Raw genomic sequence first — 15,579 nt, forward strand, 5'->3', positions numbered from 1 at the left:
TATTTTTGGACTTAGCTAAAAAAATACCTGCACATGGGAGGCTTTTTTAAATCTTTTTTTGCGGCATTACTGGCCCTGGTCACTTTCACGGTCATCGCCATAATCATTTTAGTGGGCGTAGTGAGTAATCTTCTTTCTTCTAAAAAACCGGATATCGGCAGTAAAGCCATAGTGGTCATCGATCTGAATCAGACTTACCGGGAGCAAACCCAGGAGAATCCTCTGGCCGAGCTTGGTTCTGAGGACCAGTATGACGTGCCGGGTCTTTATGACCTGGTAAGACTGGTCAGACATGCCAAAGGGGATAGCGCCGTAAAAGGCATATATCTTAAGTGTAATGGAAATTCCAATGGATTCGGAACCTGCGAAGAGATCAGGAACGCGCTTCTCGATTTTAAAAAGAGCGGTAAGTTCGTTTATGCATACGGGGACGTGATTCCGCAAAAGGCATATTTCGTTGCGAATACTGCCGATAAGCTCTATTGCAATCCAAAAGGCGGGGTGGAATGGAGGGGATTTGCCGCCGAAATGACATTCCTGAAAGGGACCTTGGAGAAACTGGAGATCGAACCTCAAATCTTCTATGCCGGTAAATTCAAAAGCGCTACGGAACCGTTACGATCCGATAAGATGACCGAACCTAACCGGATACAGATGACTGAATTGCTGGGAGACCTTTATAATTTACTCCTCTATTCGACCGCTTCGGCACGTAATCTTGATACTTCCGATCTGAGGAAATGCGTAAATGAGCACCTCATTCAGTATCCGAAGGATGCACTGGACCACAAATTAGTAGATGGATTAAAATATGATGATGAAGTAAAGGATGAGATGCGGGGGAAATTAAAGTCAGGAAAATACGACCTTATTAATTTCGTTCCGATTGGAAAATATGCAAAGGCAGTTGACTTTAAGATCAGTGGTAAAGACCGGATCAGTCTTATCTATGCGGAAGGGGATATTGTCGATGGAAAAGGGGATAAGGGTCAGATCGGTTCGGAAACCTACCGTTGGCTTATCCGTAAGGCCCGGATGGATAAAGAGGTAAAAGCAGTAGTGATTCGGGTAAACAGCGGTGGGGGGAGTTCCCTGGCCAGCGAGAATATCTGGAGGGAGATCATGATAACCAGAAAGGAAAAACCGGTTGTAATCAGTTTTGGCGATGTGGCCGCCTCCGGAGGATATTATCTTTCCTGCATTGCGGACAGCATATTTGCCGAACCGGGTACTATAACAGGTTCCATTGGTGTTTTCAGCGTATTTCCGAATATGCAGAACTTCTTTAGGAACAAACTGGGCGTTACCTTCGATGGGGTCAAGACAGCTCCCTATGGTGAGGCCCTATCCGTCACCAAACCCCTAACTCCGTTGCAGAAAATGTTTTTACAAAGTGAGGTTGACAGCATATATCATGATTTTAAGACGCGTGTTTCCGATGGAAGAAAAAAGACGATGGAATACGTGGACAGTATTGCGCAGGGAAGAGTGTGGAGCGGTGAAAAGGGGCTTCAACTGGGGTTGGTTGACCGGCTGGGAAATTTACAGGATGCCATCGATTGCGCCGCCCGCCTGGCAAAAACAGGGGATTACCGGCTTAAGGAATACCCCGAACCGAAGAGTTTTTTGGACATGTTGTTGGGCGATTATAAAAAAACGGCCAGCATGAAGGCTGTGAAGGAGGAATTGGGAGAAGACGGGTTCCGTACTTACGACAATCTGAAAAAAGTTAAGGCATTGATGGGAACAACCCAGGCAAAACTGCCCTTCGATCTTTCGTTTGAATAATCCCACCCCAGAATATAATATATGCCGAAAAATTATAACCAGTTCAGGGCGATGCTGGCGATCACTAAAGGAAGCCTGAAAGCGATTTTCAGGAGCCCTGCGTCCGTCGCGTTCAGCTTTGGATTTCCGCTGATCTTTATTCTGGTATTCGGATTCATCGGCGGTAGCGGGCCTTCCGTCAGGATCGCTCTGAACAATATGGCTGATTCCAATACGATAGTGATCAGAACCTTGTTACGCATACCTGTTATAAAACTGGTTCAGGATAAGGATACGTCAACTATCCGGAAAGACCTGGAAAAAGGCAAGATCGCAGCGGTGTTATCGGTGGATTCGGCCAGAACGGAGACTGGGTTCATGCAATACACCATTCACACGCAGACCTCGTCCGCCAGCGGAGATAAATACCCTATTCTTAAAATGGCATTGGCTCAGACAGTCCAGTCCATGGAGGATCGCGCTGTTCCGGCCCAATACAGATTGGTTAATCTGAAAGAGTTGCCTGTTCTGCCGGGGCGGGCCTATTCCATGATCGATTTCATCTTGCCAGGCATGCTTGGATTTTCCCTGCTCAGTGCTGCTATTTTCGGGGTCGCTTTTTTATTTTTTAACCTGCGGCAGCAACTGGTATTGAAACGTTTTTATTCGACCCCTATCCATAAAGGATATATCATATTCGGGGAATGCCTGGCCAGAGTACTTTTTCAGCTCATCACTGCCGTGGTGATCATTCTGGTGGGGGTGACCGCTTTTCATTTTACCCTGGTGCATGGGTGGGTCACCTTTTGGGAAATGATCCTGTTGAGTTTATTCGGGCTGATCGTTTTTATGGGCTGTGGCTTCATTATAAGCAGCGTGGCAAAAAGCGAAAGTACGATCCCTATTTTTGCCAATATGCTTACTTTGCCTCAGTTTTTATTGAGCGGTACTTTCTTTTCAACGGATGTTTTCCCAGGTTGGCTGCAGAATTTGTGCGAATTCCTTCCCTTAAAACAATTGAACGATGCCATGCGGAATGTTGCTTTTGAAGGCGCGCATATTACCGATTGCGGCAAACAATTAGGAATCCTGTCCATTTGGGGGATTGTCGTATACGGCGTCGCCATAAAAGTATTTAAATGGGAGTGAGTATGCGTTTTATTAAATTGATAGTGGTCAGTGCGGTCGTGCTTTTTGGGTTGTTGACGGCCATTTCTCTTTTGTTTCCTTCGCATTTACGGGTATCCCGCGCCATCAATGTGGCTGCCAGCCGGCAAAGGGTATATGGGGCCGTTAATGATCTGAAGACCTGGGACCAATGGAACCAGTTTATCCGAACCATCCCGTTGACCGGCAGGTCTTTTACAGACCCTTCTTCCGGGAAAGGAGCAACCCTGCGATCGGATCAGCTTTTAGTGACCATTTCAGAAAGCAGCCCTGATTCCGTCATAATGGATTGGCAGCAGATCAGGGGTAAACGGTTTACAGGCGGGTTCAACCTGCTGCAATTGAGCTCAGACAGCCTTACCGTGCAATGGTGGTTTGATTTTCATTTCAGGTGGTATCCCTGGGAGAAAATGGGCAGCCTGGTCTATGATAAAAAATTGGGTCCGATTATGGAAGAATCTTTGTCCGGACTTAAACAGTTTGTGGAAAACGTTCAGTAACTTTAAAGGCGTTTTAACCATCTACATAAAAAAACTCAATATGAAAAAAGTCCTTTTAATGACGACTATCCTGTTCATCGGATTGGTTGCCTGCAGCCAGACCCGGAAAAGTCCTCACGATACCTTAGAAACGAAAAATATAAAGGTCACTTATGGCCGCCCCTACAAAAAGGGCAGAGAGATCTTCGGAAAACTGGAACCTTTTGGAAAAGTATACCGCGCCGGCGCCGATGAAGCGACTACGATCGCCTTTGCCAAAGACGGAACATTTGCGGGAAAACCGGTAAAAGCGGGAACCTACACGCTGTTTGTCACTCCTTACGAAAAACAATGGGCTATTATTCTGAATAGCGAGCTGGGGCAATGGGGCGCCTATAAGTACGATCAGTTCAAAGATAAGGACGTGCTTCACGCGGAAGTTCCGGTAACCAAGGCGGATCCCCCTGTAGAACAGTTCACGATCCGGTTTGCCGGCAAAGACATGATCATTGAATGGGATAATACCCGGGTTGCCATTCCTGTAAGCATACAGTAAAAGGCCTCTCAATATTTTTGAAGATAACGGACCAGGAAGCTATACACCTGGTCCGTTTCTTTTTCTGTAATGCAGTATGGCGGCATCAGATAGACCGTGTTTCCCAGGGGCCGGAGATAAATCCCGTTCTGAAGTGCCTCCTGTGTCAGGTCCGCTCCGATCGAATTGATATATTCATCCTTTCCTGTATTAATCTCAAAAGCAAGAACAGTTCCGAGGATACGCACATTTTTTACAGCCCGGACTCCCTGTATTTTTTCGGCAAAAGCCAGATGAAGTGTATTTATGTTTTGTATGTTCCCCAGGCAATCTTCCCGTAAAAGAAGATCCAGGCTGGCCAGGGAGGCCGAACAAGCCAGGGGATTTGCGGTGAAGGAGTGCCCGTGAAAAAGGGTCTTCCTTTTATCATCGCTGAGAAAAGCCTCGAAGATCCTTTCGGTGGCGGCGGTAACTCCCAAAGCCATCGTACCTCCTGTAAGGCCTTTGCTCAAACAAATAATGTCCGCCTTTTGCTCCATGTATTCGCCGGCAAATAATTTGCCTGTCCGTCCAAAACCGGTAAGTACTTCGTCTGCTATACAAATGATCCCCTGTGCAAGCAAGGTCTCCAATAATTGGTCCAGTAGTCCGGCATCGTACATAAGCATTCCGCCAGCTGCCTGTAAAAGCGGTTCATAAATAAAACAGGCAATTTCGCCGGCCTGCCGGTTTATCAGCGACTGCAGCTCTCCGATATTGGCTTCGGTAGGAGTATCTATAAAGATCACTTCAAAAAGATAGTCATTAAAGGGGGCTGTAAACACGCTCCGTTGCGAGACGCTCATAGCCCCGAATGTATCTCCGTGATAGGAGTTTCGAAAGGCAAGTATTTTGGACCGATTGTTTTGTTCCTGATTTCCCCAGTATTGGATGGCCATTTTGATGGCCGATTCCACTGCAGTGGATCCATTATCGGTATAAAATATTTTAGAAAAATTGCCAGGGAGGAGCGGGAGCAATCTTTCGGCCAATTGTACGGCCGGCTCATGCGTAAACCCGGTAAAGATCACCTGTTCCAGTTTTTTTGCCTGTTCGTATAGTTTTTCGGCTATGTAGGCATTACCATGGCCATGGATGGTCACCCACCAGCTGCTGATGGCATCTATATAGGAATTGCCGGTATCATCAAACAACAAACTACCTTTGCCTTGTACCACCGGGATTGGTGCCAGTTTATTCCTGTGTTGGGTATATGGGTGCCAGATCACCTCCTGGTCCCTCTGGGTCAGTGATTTTGCCATATTTCGGCTGTAAAGTTAAGGTTTGAGGGGATGCAACGGTTCCTGCCGTTTATTTGTCATAGTGTTAACAAAGGAAGGAATGGATTATCACCAGCTGGTCAAAGATTGTTTAAAGGGAAATACGGCTGCCCAAAAGCGGCTCTATGAGCATTTTTCAGGAGGAATGCTGGGGATTTGTTACCGGTATACGAAATCTATGGCCGATGCCGAGGATGTTTTACAGGAAGGTTTTATTTTGGTTTTCAAGAATTTACATCAATTTACCTTTTCGGGGGAACTTGGCGGGTGGATACGCCGCATCATGGTGAACACAGCTATAAATTATCTCAAAAAGCACAGCAGGTATCAGTCCGACCTGTTATTTACCGATGCCATGCTTCATCCCATTTCCAACGATGATCCTGAAGTGACCCTGAATACCAAAGAATTGGCAGAACTTATCCGTCAGTTGCCCCCTGGATATCAGACTATTTTCAATCTTCATGCAGTAGAGGGATATACGCATGTGGAAATCGGAAAAATTTTGGGAATTAATGAAGGAACTTCCCGTTCGCAATATGCGCGGGCGCGAGCTTTGCTGATTAGCTGGATAAAAAAGTTTTCAGCAGTAAACAAAAATGAAACGTATGCACGACCCTAAATTTGAAAAAGAAGTGCAGCAAAAGATGGAAGAGCTGGTTTTTAGCCCTTCCGACGCCGTGTGGGCGAAGGTGGAGCGGGCTGTAGGTAAGGAAAAGAAACGCCGGGTTCCATTTTTCTGGTTATTCTTTTTACCTGGTATTGTTTTATTAGGGGCAGGCGGTATTTATTTTGGCAACAAAACAAACAAGTCTTCCTCCTCTGCCCGGAAAACTTCATCTGATTCATCTTTAACCATCAATCCATCTGCCTCTGCCAAATTTTTTACACCTATAGTTACTTCAGCACCTACAGTCCCTTCAGCATCTTCCGTTCCTTCAACATCGCCCGATCTTTCGGCAAAATCCGGTGCTTTACCGGTAAAAAGCCCTGAAGTTTCAACTACTAAAAAGCGTAGTGATAAGGACGTCAAAAATGCCGCCCCTGATCATTCGATATCCGATAAACCCTCCGGCCAACCGGGTGGGGGCATAGGGGTGGAAGGAATAAAAGCAAACGGGATCTCTATACAAACAAAGACCGGTAGTCAACCGGAGAGCAGATCCGCTCTGATAACTTCGACCGGGAAAATCGTTTCGGTGAACACCGGTGGGCAACCGGGCGTATTTCCGGGGTTCAGGACTATTAACAAGCCAGGCAATAAAACGATAGTCGCCGTTCCCACGATCAAACAAAATAATCTTACTGCCAGCCCAACCAAACTTTCACCTAAACGGACCTGGGAAGCTGGTTTTACAGGGGGAATAGGGATATCGACCGTGAATGCCAGCTTTTTAACATCCCCCTCCATACAGGCTTATGATCTTTCCAATGCCAACGGCCTTACTGCGGTAACAGCGCGTGCGCAAAAGCCATTTACCTCAAACATACGCCCTGGCCCTTCCTTCTGGGCTGGCATTATCATGCAAAAACAGATTTCCACACGTTTTACTGTTTCTGCGGGGTTGAGTCTTCATTATTATTCTACCCGGATAAAGACAGGCCAGAAAGTGGACTATTACCAGCCTTTACTTTCTTCCAATGCATTTGTGTCCAGCGGTTATGCCCCTGCCGCCGCTCCACAGGCGACGGTTTATCCATATTATGCCCTTGGCGACGAGCTGGTTTATACAAACCGGTATTATTTCCTGGAGCTTCCCGCCTCCCTTCAGTACCGGTTAAATCACAGTAAAACGATGCCCTTGTTCTGGGAAGGAGGTATTGCCCTTTCCTATCTGATGAGTTCCAATGCACTTTATTATAATCAGAAGTCCGATGTATACAATAAAGACGGCCAGGTTTCCAACCGGGCGCAAGTAAACGTTTCGACGGCCTTGTTGCTTGGACTGCCTGTCGGCAGCAGCCGTCTTCAGGTTGGACCGCAGATCCAATACGGACTTACAAGCCTGTTGGAGGAATCTTATGCTACTTCGGGAGGTGGAAGGCATCTGTTCTACGGAGGAATAAAGCTCGTCCTGTTACCGGCAGGTAAAGGAAAAAAATAGGGTAAAGGTAAATTATCCCGTTTAGGGGGCTGGGGCTATAAAACGGAGATTGCGTTGAATCCCAGCATATTTACTGCGTTTAAGAGAGGACTGCCTGAATATCTCTTTAAAACGTTCTTCGGTGAGGTCCTCCCAATCCGAAGTGCTGAAATTCAGGATTGCGGGAATAGGGGCAAAGGCCGGTTCGGAAGTAGGTTTGGAAAACCGGTTCCAGGGACATACATCCTGACAGGTATCACAGCCAAAAAGCCAATCCTCAAATTTTCCTTTCATCGAATCCGGGATCAGCAGATCTTTTAATTCTATCGTAAAGTAGGAGATACATTTACTGCCATCCACCACCTTATTTTCCATGATCGCCCCTGTCGGGCATGCTACTACGCATTTCCGGCAGGTGCCGCAATAATCCCCGGAATAAGGGGTGTCATACTCCAGTTCCAGGTCTACGATCATCGTTGCTATAAAAAAGAAAGATCCAACCTGTTTATTCAGGAGGTTACCATTTTTACCAATCCAGCCCAAGCCGCTCCGGACGGCCCAGCTTCTTTCCAGTACCGGGGCACTGTCAACAAACCCGCGGCCATTCACTTCCCCGATATGTTCATGGATCAGCGCCATCAGATTTTTTAACCTGGCCCGTATAACCTCGTGATAGTCCTTGCCGTAGGCATATTTGGCAATCTTTGGACCATCGGAAATTTGCTGTTGGGCGGGAAAATAATTCATGAGCAGGGTGATCACTGATTTTGCTCCGGGCACCAGTTTGGCCGGATCAATTCGCATATCAAAATAATTCTCCATGTATTGCATGGAACCGTTCATGCCCTTTGTCAGCCAATGTTCAAGGCGGCGGGCATCCTCCTCCAATGGCTGTGACATGGCTATCCCACAATGGTCGAATCCCAGATCCCTGGTCCATTGTTTAATCCTTTCAGTATATTCTTTTTTTAACAAGTTTACTATTTATTATCTCCTGAGGGTATGGACTATAGCGGTAATTTATTTAATTTGCCAGCGTTTAGCCCCCTAACTTAAACTTTATGCCATCCTTACGGTTGTCAGTTGTCCTATTTTTGCTTTTTCTCCTGCAAAGTTATTGTTATGCACAGGAGAAATCAAAAGTACAATTTGGGAAGGTCTCCTCTGAAGATTTTTCGCTTCCCGCCAATCCAATCATCGATAGTAATGCCAATGCCGTTATCCTTGCGGATATAGGGGCCGTTTCCTTTGTCGGGAATAAACATAGCCGGTTCTCTTATGTTTTTAAAAGACTTACCAGGATTAAGATCCTGAATAAAAAGGCCTTTGAACAGGGGACGGTCCGGATCTATTTATATAATAAGGATGAATACCTTGAAAAAGCCGATAATATAGAAGCCTCCACGTATAATTTGGAAAACGGGAAAGTGGCGGAGAGCAAACTGGATAAAAAAGAGATTTTTGATGATAAACAGGATAAATATCAGCTGATCAGGAAGTTTACCCTGCCGGCAGTAAAAGATGGCTCCATCATCGAATACAGTTATACGATCACCTCCGATTATTGTTTTCATCTCCCTTCCTGGGAATTTCAATCTGTTGAATATCCCTGTTTATGGAGCGAACTTAGCGTGAATATCCCACAGACCCTCTCCTATGTGTTTGTAAAACGGGGAGTCCATGATTTTACCATCGATAAAAAAGGAGAAGGGAAGGGATCCTACCTGATGCTACAGGGCCTGGATAGAAATTTCTACGGAGATCAAGGCAATACAATTTTAGTAAAAGCCAATACCGTCAAACACCAATGGGTTATGAAGGATATCCCAGCTTTTCACGTTGAGAATTTTTTATCTTCTCCGACAAATTATACGGATAAAATAGAATTTCAATTAGCGCAGACCTACAATGGGGAAACCACCCGGGATGTAATGAACACCTGGTCCAAAGCGACAGAAGAATTACTAAAAGAGGAGGATTTTGGAGAGGCGATTTCTAATGATAATTATGACGTCAGTGATTTGGCAAATAAAATTCCGGTAAAAAATCCGGGGCTATTAGAACAGGCCAAAACAATCTTTTATTATGTCAACAGCCATTTTACCTGCACCAATTATTACAACCCCCATATAAAGACAAGTTTGAAGGACGTGCTAAAGAAAAATAGCGGAACGGTGGGAGATATCAACTTGCTTTTAATCGCATTGTTACGGAAAAAGTACATTACCGCCGATCCCGTATTATTAAGTACCAGGGAACAGGGTTTTAATCTGGCCAAATATCCGGAACTGGAACGATTGCATTATGTAATAGCTAGGGTAAAAATAGGAGAGAATATCTATTACCTGGATGCCGCATATCCCCAATTGGGATTCGGACAGTTAGCCGCCAATTGTTACAATGGCCATGCCAGGATCATCAGTAATAAGGACTCGGGGTCCATATATTTCTGGGCAGACTCCCTGAAGGAAAGAAAGACCACGATTGTAATTATGACGAATACGGAAAAGGGCAATATGGAAGGAGGCTACCAATCCACCCTGGGAGATCAGGAGTCCTTCAATACCCGCAGGAAGGTGAGTGAGACAGGGGAAAAGAATTATTTTAAAAATATCCAGACTTCTTATGGAGAAGACTTCTCCATTATGAATGCCGGTATCGATTCCCTGGAAAAGCCCGAAGAGCCGGTGAAGATCCATTACGATTTTAGTCTGAAACAGGAGAGGGGATCCCCATTGATCTATTTTAACCCTTTGTTTGGGGATGCCTGGCGGGAAAACCCATTTAAGGCGGCTGACAGGAAGTATCCCGTTGAAATGTATTATACAATAGACGATACTTATATTTTCAATATGGAAATCCCCGCCGGATACCAGGTTGATGAACTTCCCAAATCAACCAAAGTAGCCTTGAACGGGGAAGACGGTAGTTTTGAATATTTGATTGCCAACCAGGATAACCAGATCCAGCTCCGAGTCCGTCTCAAATTGAACCGGGCATATTTTGCACCGGATGATTACAGTACGTTGCGGGATTTTTTCGGGTTTATCGTAAAGAAAGAAAGCGAGCAGATCGTTCTGAAACAAAAGCCGGGATAAAGATTAAATTTATTTATCTCAAACATTATTAACAATCGTCAATAGTCCCTAAACATACATAACAATCATCAATTACCCCTAACCGAACAACATGAACCTTATCAAACAAAGCCTTTTTATCCTGGCCTGCCTGGCCCTTGGGCAAGCTACCGGATTTGCACAAGAGAAATCCCCCGCTAAATTCGGGAAAATTTCTCCTGCGGATTTCGATCTTTCCAAAAACATCTTCGATACCGGCGCTACGGCTGTTGTGATTGCGGATATCGGTAATTCCGAATTCGAAGGAAATGTCAAGGGATGGTTTTCCCTGAAATTCAAACATTTCAAACGTATTAAGATCCTCAACAAGAATGGTTTTGGAGCTGCAACCGTAGAGATTCCGCTGTATGCAAACGGTAATGCTGTGGAGAAGCTGGAAGGTCTCAAGGCCGTTACCTACAACCTGGAAAACGGGAAAGTGGTAGAGACCAGGCTCGAGGATAAATCCATTTTTACGGATAAGGTGAATAAAAACCTGGTCGAGAAAAAATTTACCTTTCCGGCAATAAAGGAGGGATCTATTATAGAATATACCTTTACTCAATCTTCGGATTTTCTGTTCAATCTGCAGCCCTGGGCATTTCAGAGCGAATATCCCTGCATCTGGAGCGAGTACGAGGTGGATATGCCGAAATTTTTCCAGTATGTTACCATAACCCAGGGAAATAATCCGTATTCCATCAATACTAATTCTTCAAGGAGAGTCAATTTTCGTATGACCGAACCCGGGGGAGCCGAGAGAAATGAAAATTATAGTTTTGAAGATGAAGTAGTCGATCATCGTTGGGTAATGAAAAATGTACCGGCGCTAAAAGAAGAAAGATTTACCACAACTTTGAATAATTATATTGCCAAGATCGAGTTTCAGCTATCCCGTTATAATTTTCCCAATATGGCCACTAAAGATATTATGGGAAACTGGAGTTCTTTGAGCGAAGGATTTATGAAGGATGAAGATTTTGGGTTAGACCTGAACAAGAGCAATAGTTGGCTGAACGATACTTTAAAGCTCATTACAAAAGGAGCTTCCGGAAAGAAGGAAAAAGCAGTAAAGATCTTTAATTATGTCCGGGATCATTTTACCTGTACCGATCATGCATCTAAATATCTTTCCCGTCCGCTAAAAACGACCTTTAAGGAAAAGAATGGCAACGTTGCGGACCTGAACCTGTTGCTGGCCGCTATGTTGATCCATGAAGGCATTACCACAGATCCGGTTATCTTGAGTACAAGAGCCCATGGTTTTACCCACGAGATTTATCCCTTGCAAAACCGGTTCAACTATGTGATTTGCCAGGCGCTGATAGATTCCTCCCTGTATTATCTGGATGCCAGTCATTCCTGGATTGGATTCGGGCATTTACCGCCTTATTGTTACAACGGGCATGCAAGGGTGATCAATAAGGACCAGCCAACTCCGGTATATTTTGATGCGGATTCCATTACGGAAGGAAAAACGACGATGGTTTTTATTACCAATGGTGGAAGCAAAGGTGTCTTCAGCGGCACATTCCAAACAGTGCCGGGCTATTTTGAGTCCTGCCAGGTAAGAGAAAAAGTTCACGAGAAAGGAGAGAAGGTTTTTTTTAAAGCTATCCAATCAGCCTATACTTCAGAAACCGAAATCTCTCATCCGGCTATCGATTCAATCAAAATGCAGGATATGCCTGTGGCAGTTTCTTATGATTTTAAGATCAGTAATGATTCGAATGAAAATCTTATTTATTTTAATCCTCTTCTCTCCGAAGGATACAAGGAAAATCCTTTTTCTTCTGCGGAAAGAAGGTATCCCGTGGAAATGGATTGTGCCACTGACGAAACCTATATCTTTAATATGGAAATTCCCGATGGTTATACGGTGGATGAGCTGCCAAAATCGACAAAAGTATTGTTCAATGAGGACGAAGGCTTTTTTGAATATTTGGTCGCCAAGGATGAAAATAATATACAATTACGAAGCCGGATCAAACTTAAAAAAGCCAACTTTAAGCCTGAGGACTACGCTACATTGCGGGATTTTTACGGGTTTATCGTAAAAAAACAAAGCGAACAGATCGTATTTAAAAAGAAAAATAAATAATAGCGGATGAAAATATTGTTGTGTTTTTTGGTGTTGGCTACTCCTGTTATGATGATGGCACAATCCTACAATACCCTTTTGATCCCGGACTCACTAAAAAAGGATGCACGTGCCGTGGTCAGGGAAGATGAACTGATACTGGAGATCAAATCCCCTTCAAAAGCTATAAAGAAATCGAAACATATTTACACCATTCTAAATGAGAACGGGGATAATATTGGTGGATTTGGCAGTTATTACAATAAGTTCAAATCCATTAATTCCATTTCAGGGGTTTTATACGATGCCTCAGGTAAAGAATTAAAACATGTGAAGAAAAAGGATATGGAAGACCGGAGTGCAGTTGGCGAAGAAAGTCTTATGGATGATGGGCGTTATAAGGAATATAATTTTTATTATAAGATTTATCCCTATACTGTAGCCTATGAAGAAGAAGACGAGCTTAACGGGATCCTTGATTTTCCCGATTGGTCGCCCTTATATTCATCGGGTATATCAACACAGCATAGCAAATATATAATCATTGCTCCTTCTGATTACCAGGTACGGTTTAAGCCTGTAAATGGTAACTTCCAACCAATTATTACCGAATCCGGCAATAAGAAAATCTATACCTGGGAAGCCAGTAATCTGCCTGCACGATTGAAAGAGACCGGGGGACCCCGATGGAGTGAGATCGCACCTCATGTATTATTTGCGCCTTCCGATTTCGAAGCGCAGGGATATAAAGGCAATATGTCCTCATGGGAGGCCTATGGCAGGTTTATGAACCAGCTTTTGGCGGGCAGAGATATTTTGCCGGAGGATATTAAAAAGAAAGTACATGACCTTACAGATAACCTGAAGGATCGAAGCCAGAAAGTATATGTGTTATATGATTATTTGCAAAAGAATACACATTATATTAGTATTCAACTGGGTATTGGGGGAATACAGCCATTTCCGGCGGAATATGTAGCAACGAAAAGATATGGGGATTGTAAGGCCTTGTCCAATTATATGATCGCCCTTTTAAAAGAAGCTGGAATAAGCGGTAAATACGTGGAAATATGGGGAGGGGATAATGTTCCTGATCTGGTGGACGATTTTCCCTCCCTTCAGGGAAATCATGCTATTTCCTGTGTTCCTTTGGGCAGAGATACAATATGGTTGGAATGTACGAGTCAAACTGTGTCCCCAGGATATATGGGAAGCAGTACTGGAGGAAGAAAGGCAATTCTGATGGACGAAACAGGTGGGCATATTGTATGGACGCCCAGTTATTCCCCTGCTGATAACAAAAAGACCCGCATAATAAATGCCGAAATAAGCGGTGAAGGGGATCTGGACGCAGAAGTGAATACTGTTTACACCGGAATTCAACAGGAACTTCCACATAGTTTAATTTACGGAGCTTCTCCCGAACAAAGGGAAAAATACCTCAACGGTCTTTTCCATCTGCCAACTTATAAAGTTGAAAAGAGTAATTATGAAGAGCAAAAAGGAAAGATCCCTGTAATTAAGGAATATCTGCATGTAGTTTCCCCCAACTATGCCAGCGTTTCTGGCAAACGTCTTTTCATTAACCCCAACCTCTTTGACCGGAGTGGGTTGCGGCTGCCGGCTGATTCTGTACGGAAATACGATTTTATCGACGATGAAGCATTCCGGAATATAGACAGTATAATTGTTAAAATCCCAGCCGGTTACCTGCCCGAAGCCGTTCCCCAGGATATTCATATTGACAGTAAATTCGGAAAATACAATGTTTCCGTAAAGGTACTGACCGATAAGATCATTTATTACCGCAGCCGCGAAGGTGCCGTTCGGCGTTTTCCACCTGCTGATTATCATGAGCTGGTAAAGTTTTATGAACAGCTTTACAAAGCTGATCATAGCAGGATCGTACTGGTGAAGCAGTAGCTAAAAGCGTGAAATGTCAAGCTTAAAGCTTTCTCAGGCCTGAACCCTATTGGCATCCCCCGATCTGTTCATCGATCAGATTTTTCATGCTGAGATAAAGCCCGGGTTTTTTCTCCTCGGCAGGTTTTTGCACGATCAGGATTGCCCCGTAATTGCGGCATTTATCCAAATAGGCGGTGGTGCCGAATAGGTCCGGGCAAATCAGGACCGGAGCTGCTCCCGACGTATTGTTGTCCGTTATATAACACCCAAGCCCATAACGTGCTCCCTGAAGAGGTTTTGGGGTATACCTCACGGGTAGGGTGGTAAATTGGGCAGTACCCATTTCTTCCACTGCTTTTTCGCTGAGAACCCGTTTGTCGCCGAATACTCCTTTATTCAGGATCATGGAAAGAAAATTGATATAATCGTTGGCTGTTGATCTTGCGCCACCGGCAGGATTGAGGGATCCGCCTTCCTCGTTTGAAAAACTGGTTCCTTTCATCTTAAGGGGCCTGATTATCCTTTCCATGACCAGGCGGTCGAAGCTTTTCTTGGAGATCACTTCCAACACCCTGGCGGCTATATTGATTCCTACGGTGCTAAAATAAAATTCAGTGCCGGGGTTCGTGACAATATCCCTTTTCGAGGCGTAGGAATCCACCTCATCCTCCAGGCTTTTGATAAAATTGCTTTTCTGCATTATTTTCATCGAAGCTTCTCCGTCCCCCCTGATCCCCGTTGTATGGGTAAGGCAATGCCTTATCGTTATATAACTTTTGCTGTATTTGGCAAAAATGGGGAGATATTGAGTTACCTTATCATCCAGGGATAATTTCCCTTCATCTACAAAGGTCATGACCAGGGCTGCGACCAACCAACTGCCGGAACTGGCGACAGGGGCCTGAATTTTGGCTGAAAAGTCAGCACCGCCCTGTTTCTGGTAGAGGATTTTTCCATCTTTTCCAGCCAGGGCGACAAAATTATTTCCCAGCGCCTTTTCGTTCTGACTGAACAATTGATCGACCGCCCCAAAATTGGACTGGGTCCATCCGGGCAGCCATAATAGCAGATAAATCATTAATGTACTGAATTGTAGGCAGGTTCTTTTAACTTTATATGACATAGTT

At 44.5% G+C, this 15,579-nt stretch carries 12 protein-coding genes; 9 read left to right on the forward strand and 3 right to left on the reverse strand.

Annotated features, from left to right (window positions below):
• The first annotated feature begins 33 nt into the window (after positions 1 to 33).
• From sppA to ACX0G9_RS06345, 4 genes are read left to right on the forward strand one after another with little or no spacing between them, the layout of a single operon-like run.
• Positions 34 to 1,788: a signal peptide peptidase SppA gene (sppA, locus tag ACX0G9_RS06330; RefSeq protein WP_459064024.1), complete on the forward strand. Its 1,755-nt coding sequence runs from the start codon at positions 34 to 36 to the stop codon at positions 1,786 to 1,788.
• Between the two features lie 21 nt (positions 1,789 to 1,809).
• On the forward strand, positions 1,810 to 2,916 hold the full coding sequence (locus ACX0G9_RS06335; RefSeq protein ID WP_459064025.1) for an ABC transporter permease: 1,107 nt from the start codon (positions 1,810 to 1,812) through the stop codon (positions 2,914 to 2,916).
• A 2-nt stretch (positions 2,917 to 2,918) separates the two neighbouring features.
• Positions 2,919 to 3,434 (forward strand): SRPBCC family protein, encoded by a 516-nt coding sequence (locus ACX0G9_RS06340; protein WP_459064026.1) that lies wholly within the window; start codon positions 2,919 to 2,921, stop codon positions 3,432 to 3,434.
• A 40-nt stretch (positions 3,435 to 3,474) separates the two neighbouring features.
• Positions 3,475 to 3,969: a DUF2911 domain-containing protein gene (locus ACX0G9_RS06345; RefSeq protein WP_459064027.1), complete on the forward strand. Its 495-nt coding sequence runs from the start codon at positions 3,475 to 3,477 to the stop codon at positions 3,967 to 3,969.
• Positions 3,970 to 3,977: 8 nt separating this feature from the next.
• On the opposite strand, the gene bioA is transcribed toward ACX0G9_RS06345, so the two are convergent.
• Positions 3,978 to 5,249: an adenosylmethionine--8-amino-7-oxononanoate transaminase gene (bioA, locus tag ACX0G9_RS06350; protein ID WP_459064028.1), complete on the reverse strand. Its 1,272-nt coding sequence runs from the start codon at positions 5,247 to 5,249 to the stop codon at positions 3,978 to 3,980.
• A gap of 79 nt (positions 5,250 to 5,328) precedes the next feature.
• On the opposite strand from bioA, the gene ACX0G9_RS06355 reads away from it, so the two are divergent.
• Both ACX0G9_RS06355 and ACX0G9_RS06360 read left to right on the forward strand, forming a co-directional pair.
• Positions 5,329 to 5,889, forward strand: coding sequence for an RNA polymerase sigma factor (locus ACX0G9_RS06355; RefSeq protein WP_459064029.1), 561 nt, complete (start codon positions 5,329 to 5,331; stop codon positions 5,887 to 5,889).
• Complete coding sequence (locus tag ACX0G9_RS06360) at positions 5,876 to 7,372, forward strand: outer membrane beta-barrel protein (RefSeq protein WP_459064030.1); 1,497 nt, start codon at positions 5,876 to 5,878, stop codon at positions 7,370 to 7,372. Before ACX0G9_RS06355 ends, ACX0G9_RS06360 begins: the two co-directional genes overlap by 14 nt.
• Positions 7,373 to 7,393: 21 nt before the next feature.
• Here ACX0G9_RS06360 and queG read toward each other — a convergent pair whose 3' ends face one another.
• The gene (gene queG, locus ACX0G9_RS06365) at positions 7,394 to 8,326 is read right to left on the reverse strand and encodes a tRNA epoxyqueuosine(34) reductase QueG (RefSeq protein WP_459064031.1); all 933 of its coding nucleotides are present in this window, start codon (positions 8,324 to 8,326) and stop codon (positions 7,394 to 7,396) included.
• An 86-nt stretch (positions 8,327 to 8,412) separates the two neighbouring features.
• On the opposite strand from queG, the gene ACX0G9_RS06370 reads away from it, so the two are divergent.
• From ACX0G9_RS06370 to ACX0G9_RS06380, 3 genes are all read left to right on the forward strand, one after another.
• Entirely contained in the window at positions 8,413 to 10,449 is a 2,037-nt protein-coding gene (locus ACX0G9_RS06370; RefSeq protein ID WP_459064032.1) for a DUF3857 domain-containing protein, read from the forward strand.
• 91 nt (positions 10,450 to 10,540) lie between these two features.
• Positions 10,541 to 12,568: a DUF3857 domain-containing protein gene (locus ACX0G9_RS06375; RefSeq protein WP_459064033.1), complete on the forward strand. Its 2,028-nt coding sequence runs from the start codon at positions 10,541 to 10,543 to the stop codon at positions 12,566 to 12,568.
• Between the two features lie 6 nt (positions 12,569 to 12,574).
• The gene (locus ACX0G9_RS06380) at positions 12,575 to 14,470 is read left to right on the forward strand and encodes a DUF3857 domain-containing protein (RefSeq protein WP_459064034.1); all 1,896 of its coding nucleotides are present in this window, start codon (positions 12,575 to 12,577) and stop codon (positions 14,468 to 14,470) included.
• A gap of 46 nt (positions 14,471 to 14,516) precedes the next feature.
• Here the strand turns inward: ACX0G9_RS06380 and ACX0G9_RS06385 are convergent, their stop codons facing one another.
• Positions 14,517 to 15,530: a serine hydrolase domain-containing protein gene (locus ACX0G9_RS06385; protein ID WP_459064035.1), complete on the reverse strand. Its 1,014-nt coding sequence runs from the start codon at positions 15,528 to 15,530 to the stop codon at positions 14,517 to 14,519.
• Positions 15,531 to 15,579 lie beyond the last annotated feature (49 nt).

The organism is Flavitalea flava, assembly GCF_054461575.1.

What these genes read in the sequence shown, in the direction of transcription:
- sppA (WP_459064024.1), top strand. Translation starts at nt 34, where the DNA reads ATGGGAGGCTTTTTTAAATCTTTTTTTGCGGCATTACTGGCCCTGGTC.
- ACX0G9_RS06370 (WP_459064032.1), top strand. Translation starts at nt 8,413, where the DNA reads ATGCCATCCTTACGGTTGTCAGTTGTCCTATTTTTGCTTTTTCTCCTG.
- ACX0G9_RS06375 (WP_459064033.1), top strand. Translation starts at nt 10,541, where the DNA reads ATGAACCTTATCAAACAAAGCCTTTTTATCCTGGCCTGCCTGGCCCTT.
- ACX0G9_RS06345 (WP_459064027.1), top strand. Translation starts at nt 3,475, where the DNA reads ATGAAAAAAGTCCTTTTAATGACGACTATCCTGTTCATCGGATTGGTT.
- ACX0G9_RS06355 (WP_459064029.1), top strand. Translation starts at nt 5,329, where the DNA reads ATGGATTATCACCAGCTGGTCAAAGATTGTTTAAAGGGAAATACGGCT.
- ACX0G9_RS06385 (WP_459064035.1), bottom strand. Translation starts at nt 15,530, where the DNA reads ATGATTTATCTGCTATTATGGCTGCCCGGATGGACCCAGTCCAATTTT.
- bioA (WP_459064028.1), bottom strand. Translation starts at nt 5,249, where the DNA reads ATGGCAAAATCACTGACCCAGAGGGACCAGGAGGTGATCTGGCACCCA.
- ACX0G9_RS06360 (WP_459064030.1), top strand. Translation starts at nt 5,876, where the DNA reads ATGCACGACCCTAAATTTGAAAAAGAAGTGCAGCAAAAGATGGAAGAG.
- ACX0G9_RS06380 (WP_459064034.1), top strand. Translation starts at nt 12,575, where the DNA reads ATGAAAATATTGTTGTGTTTTTTGGTGTTGGCTACTCCTGTTATGATG.
- ACX0G9_RS06335 (WP_459064025.1), top strand. Translation starts at nt 1,810, where the DNA reads ATGCCGAAAAATTATAACCAGTTCAGGGCGATGCTGGCGATCACTAAA.
- ACX0G9_RS06340 (WP_459064026.1), top strand. Translation starts at nt 2,919, where the DNA reads ATGCGTTTTATTAAATTGATAGTGGTCAGTGCGGTCGTGCTTTTTGGG.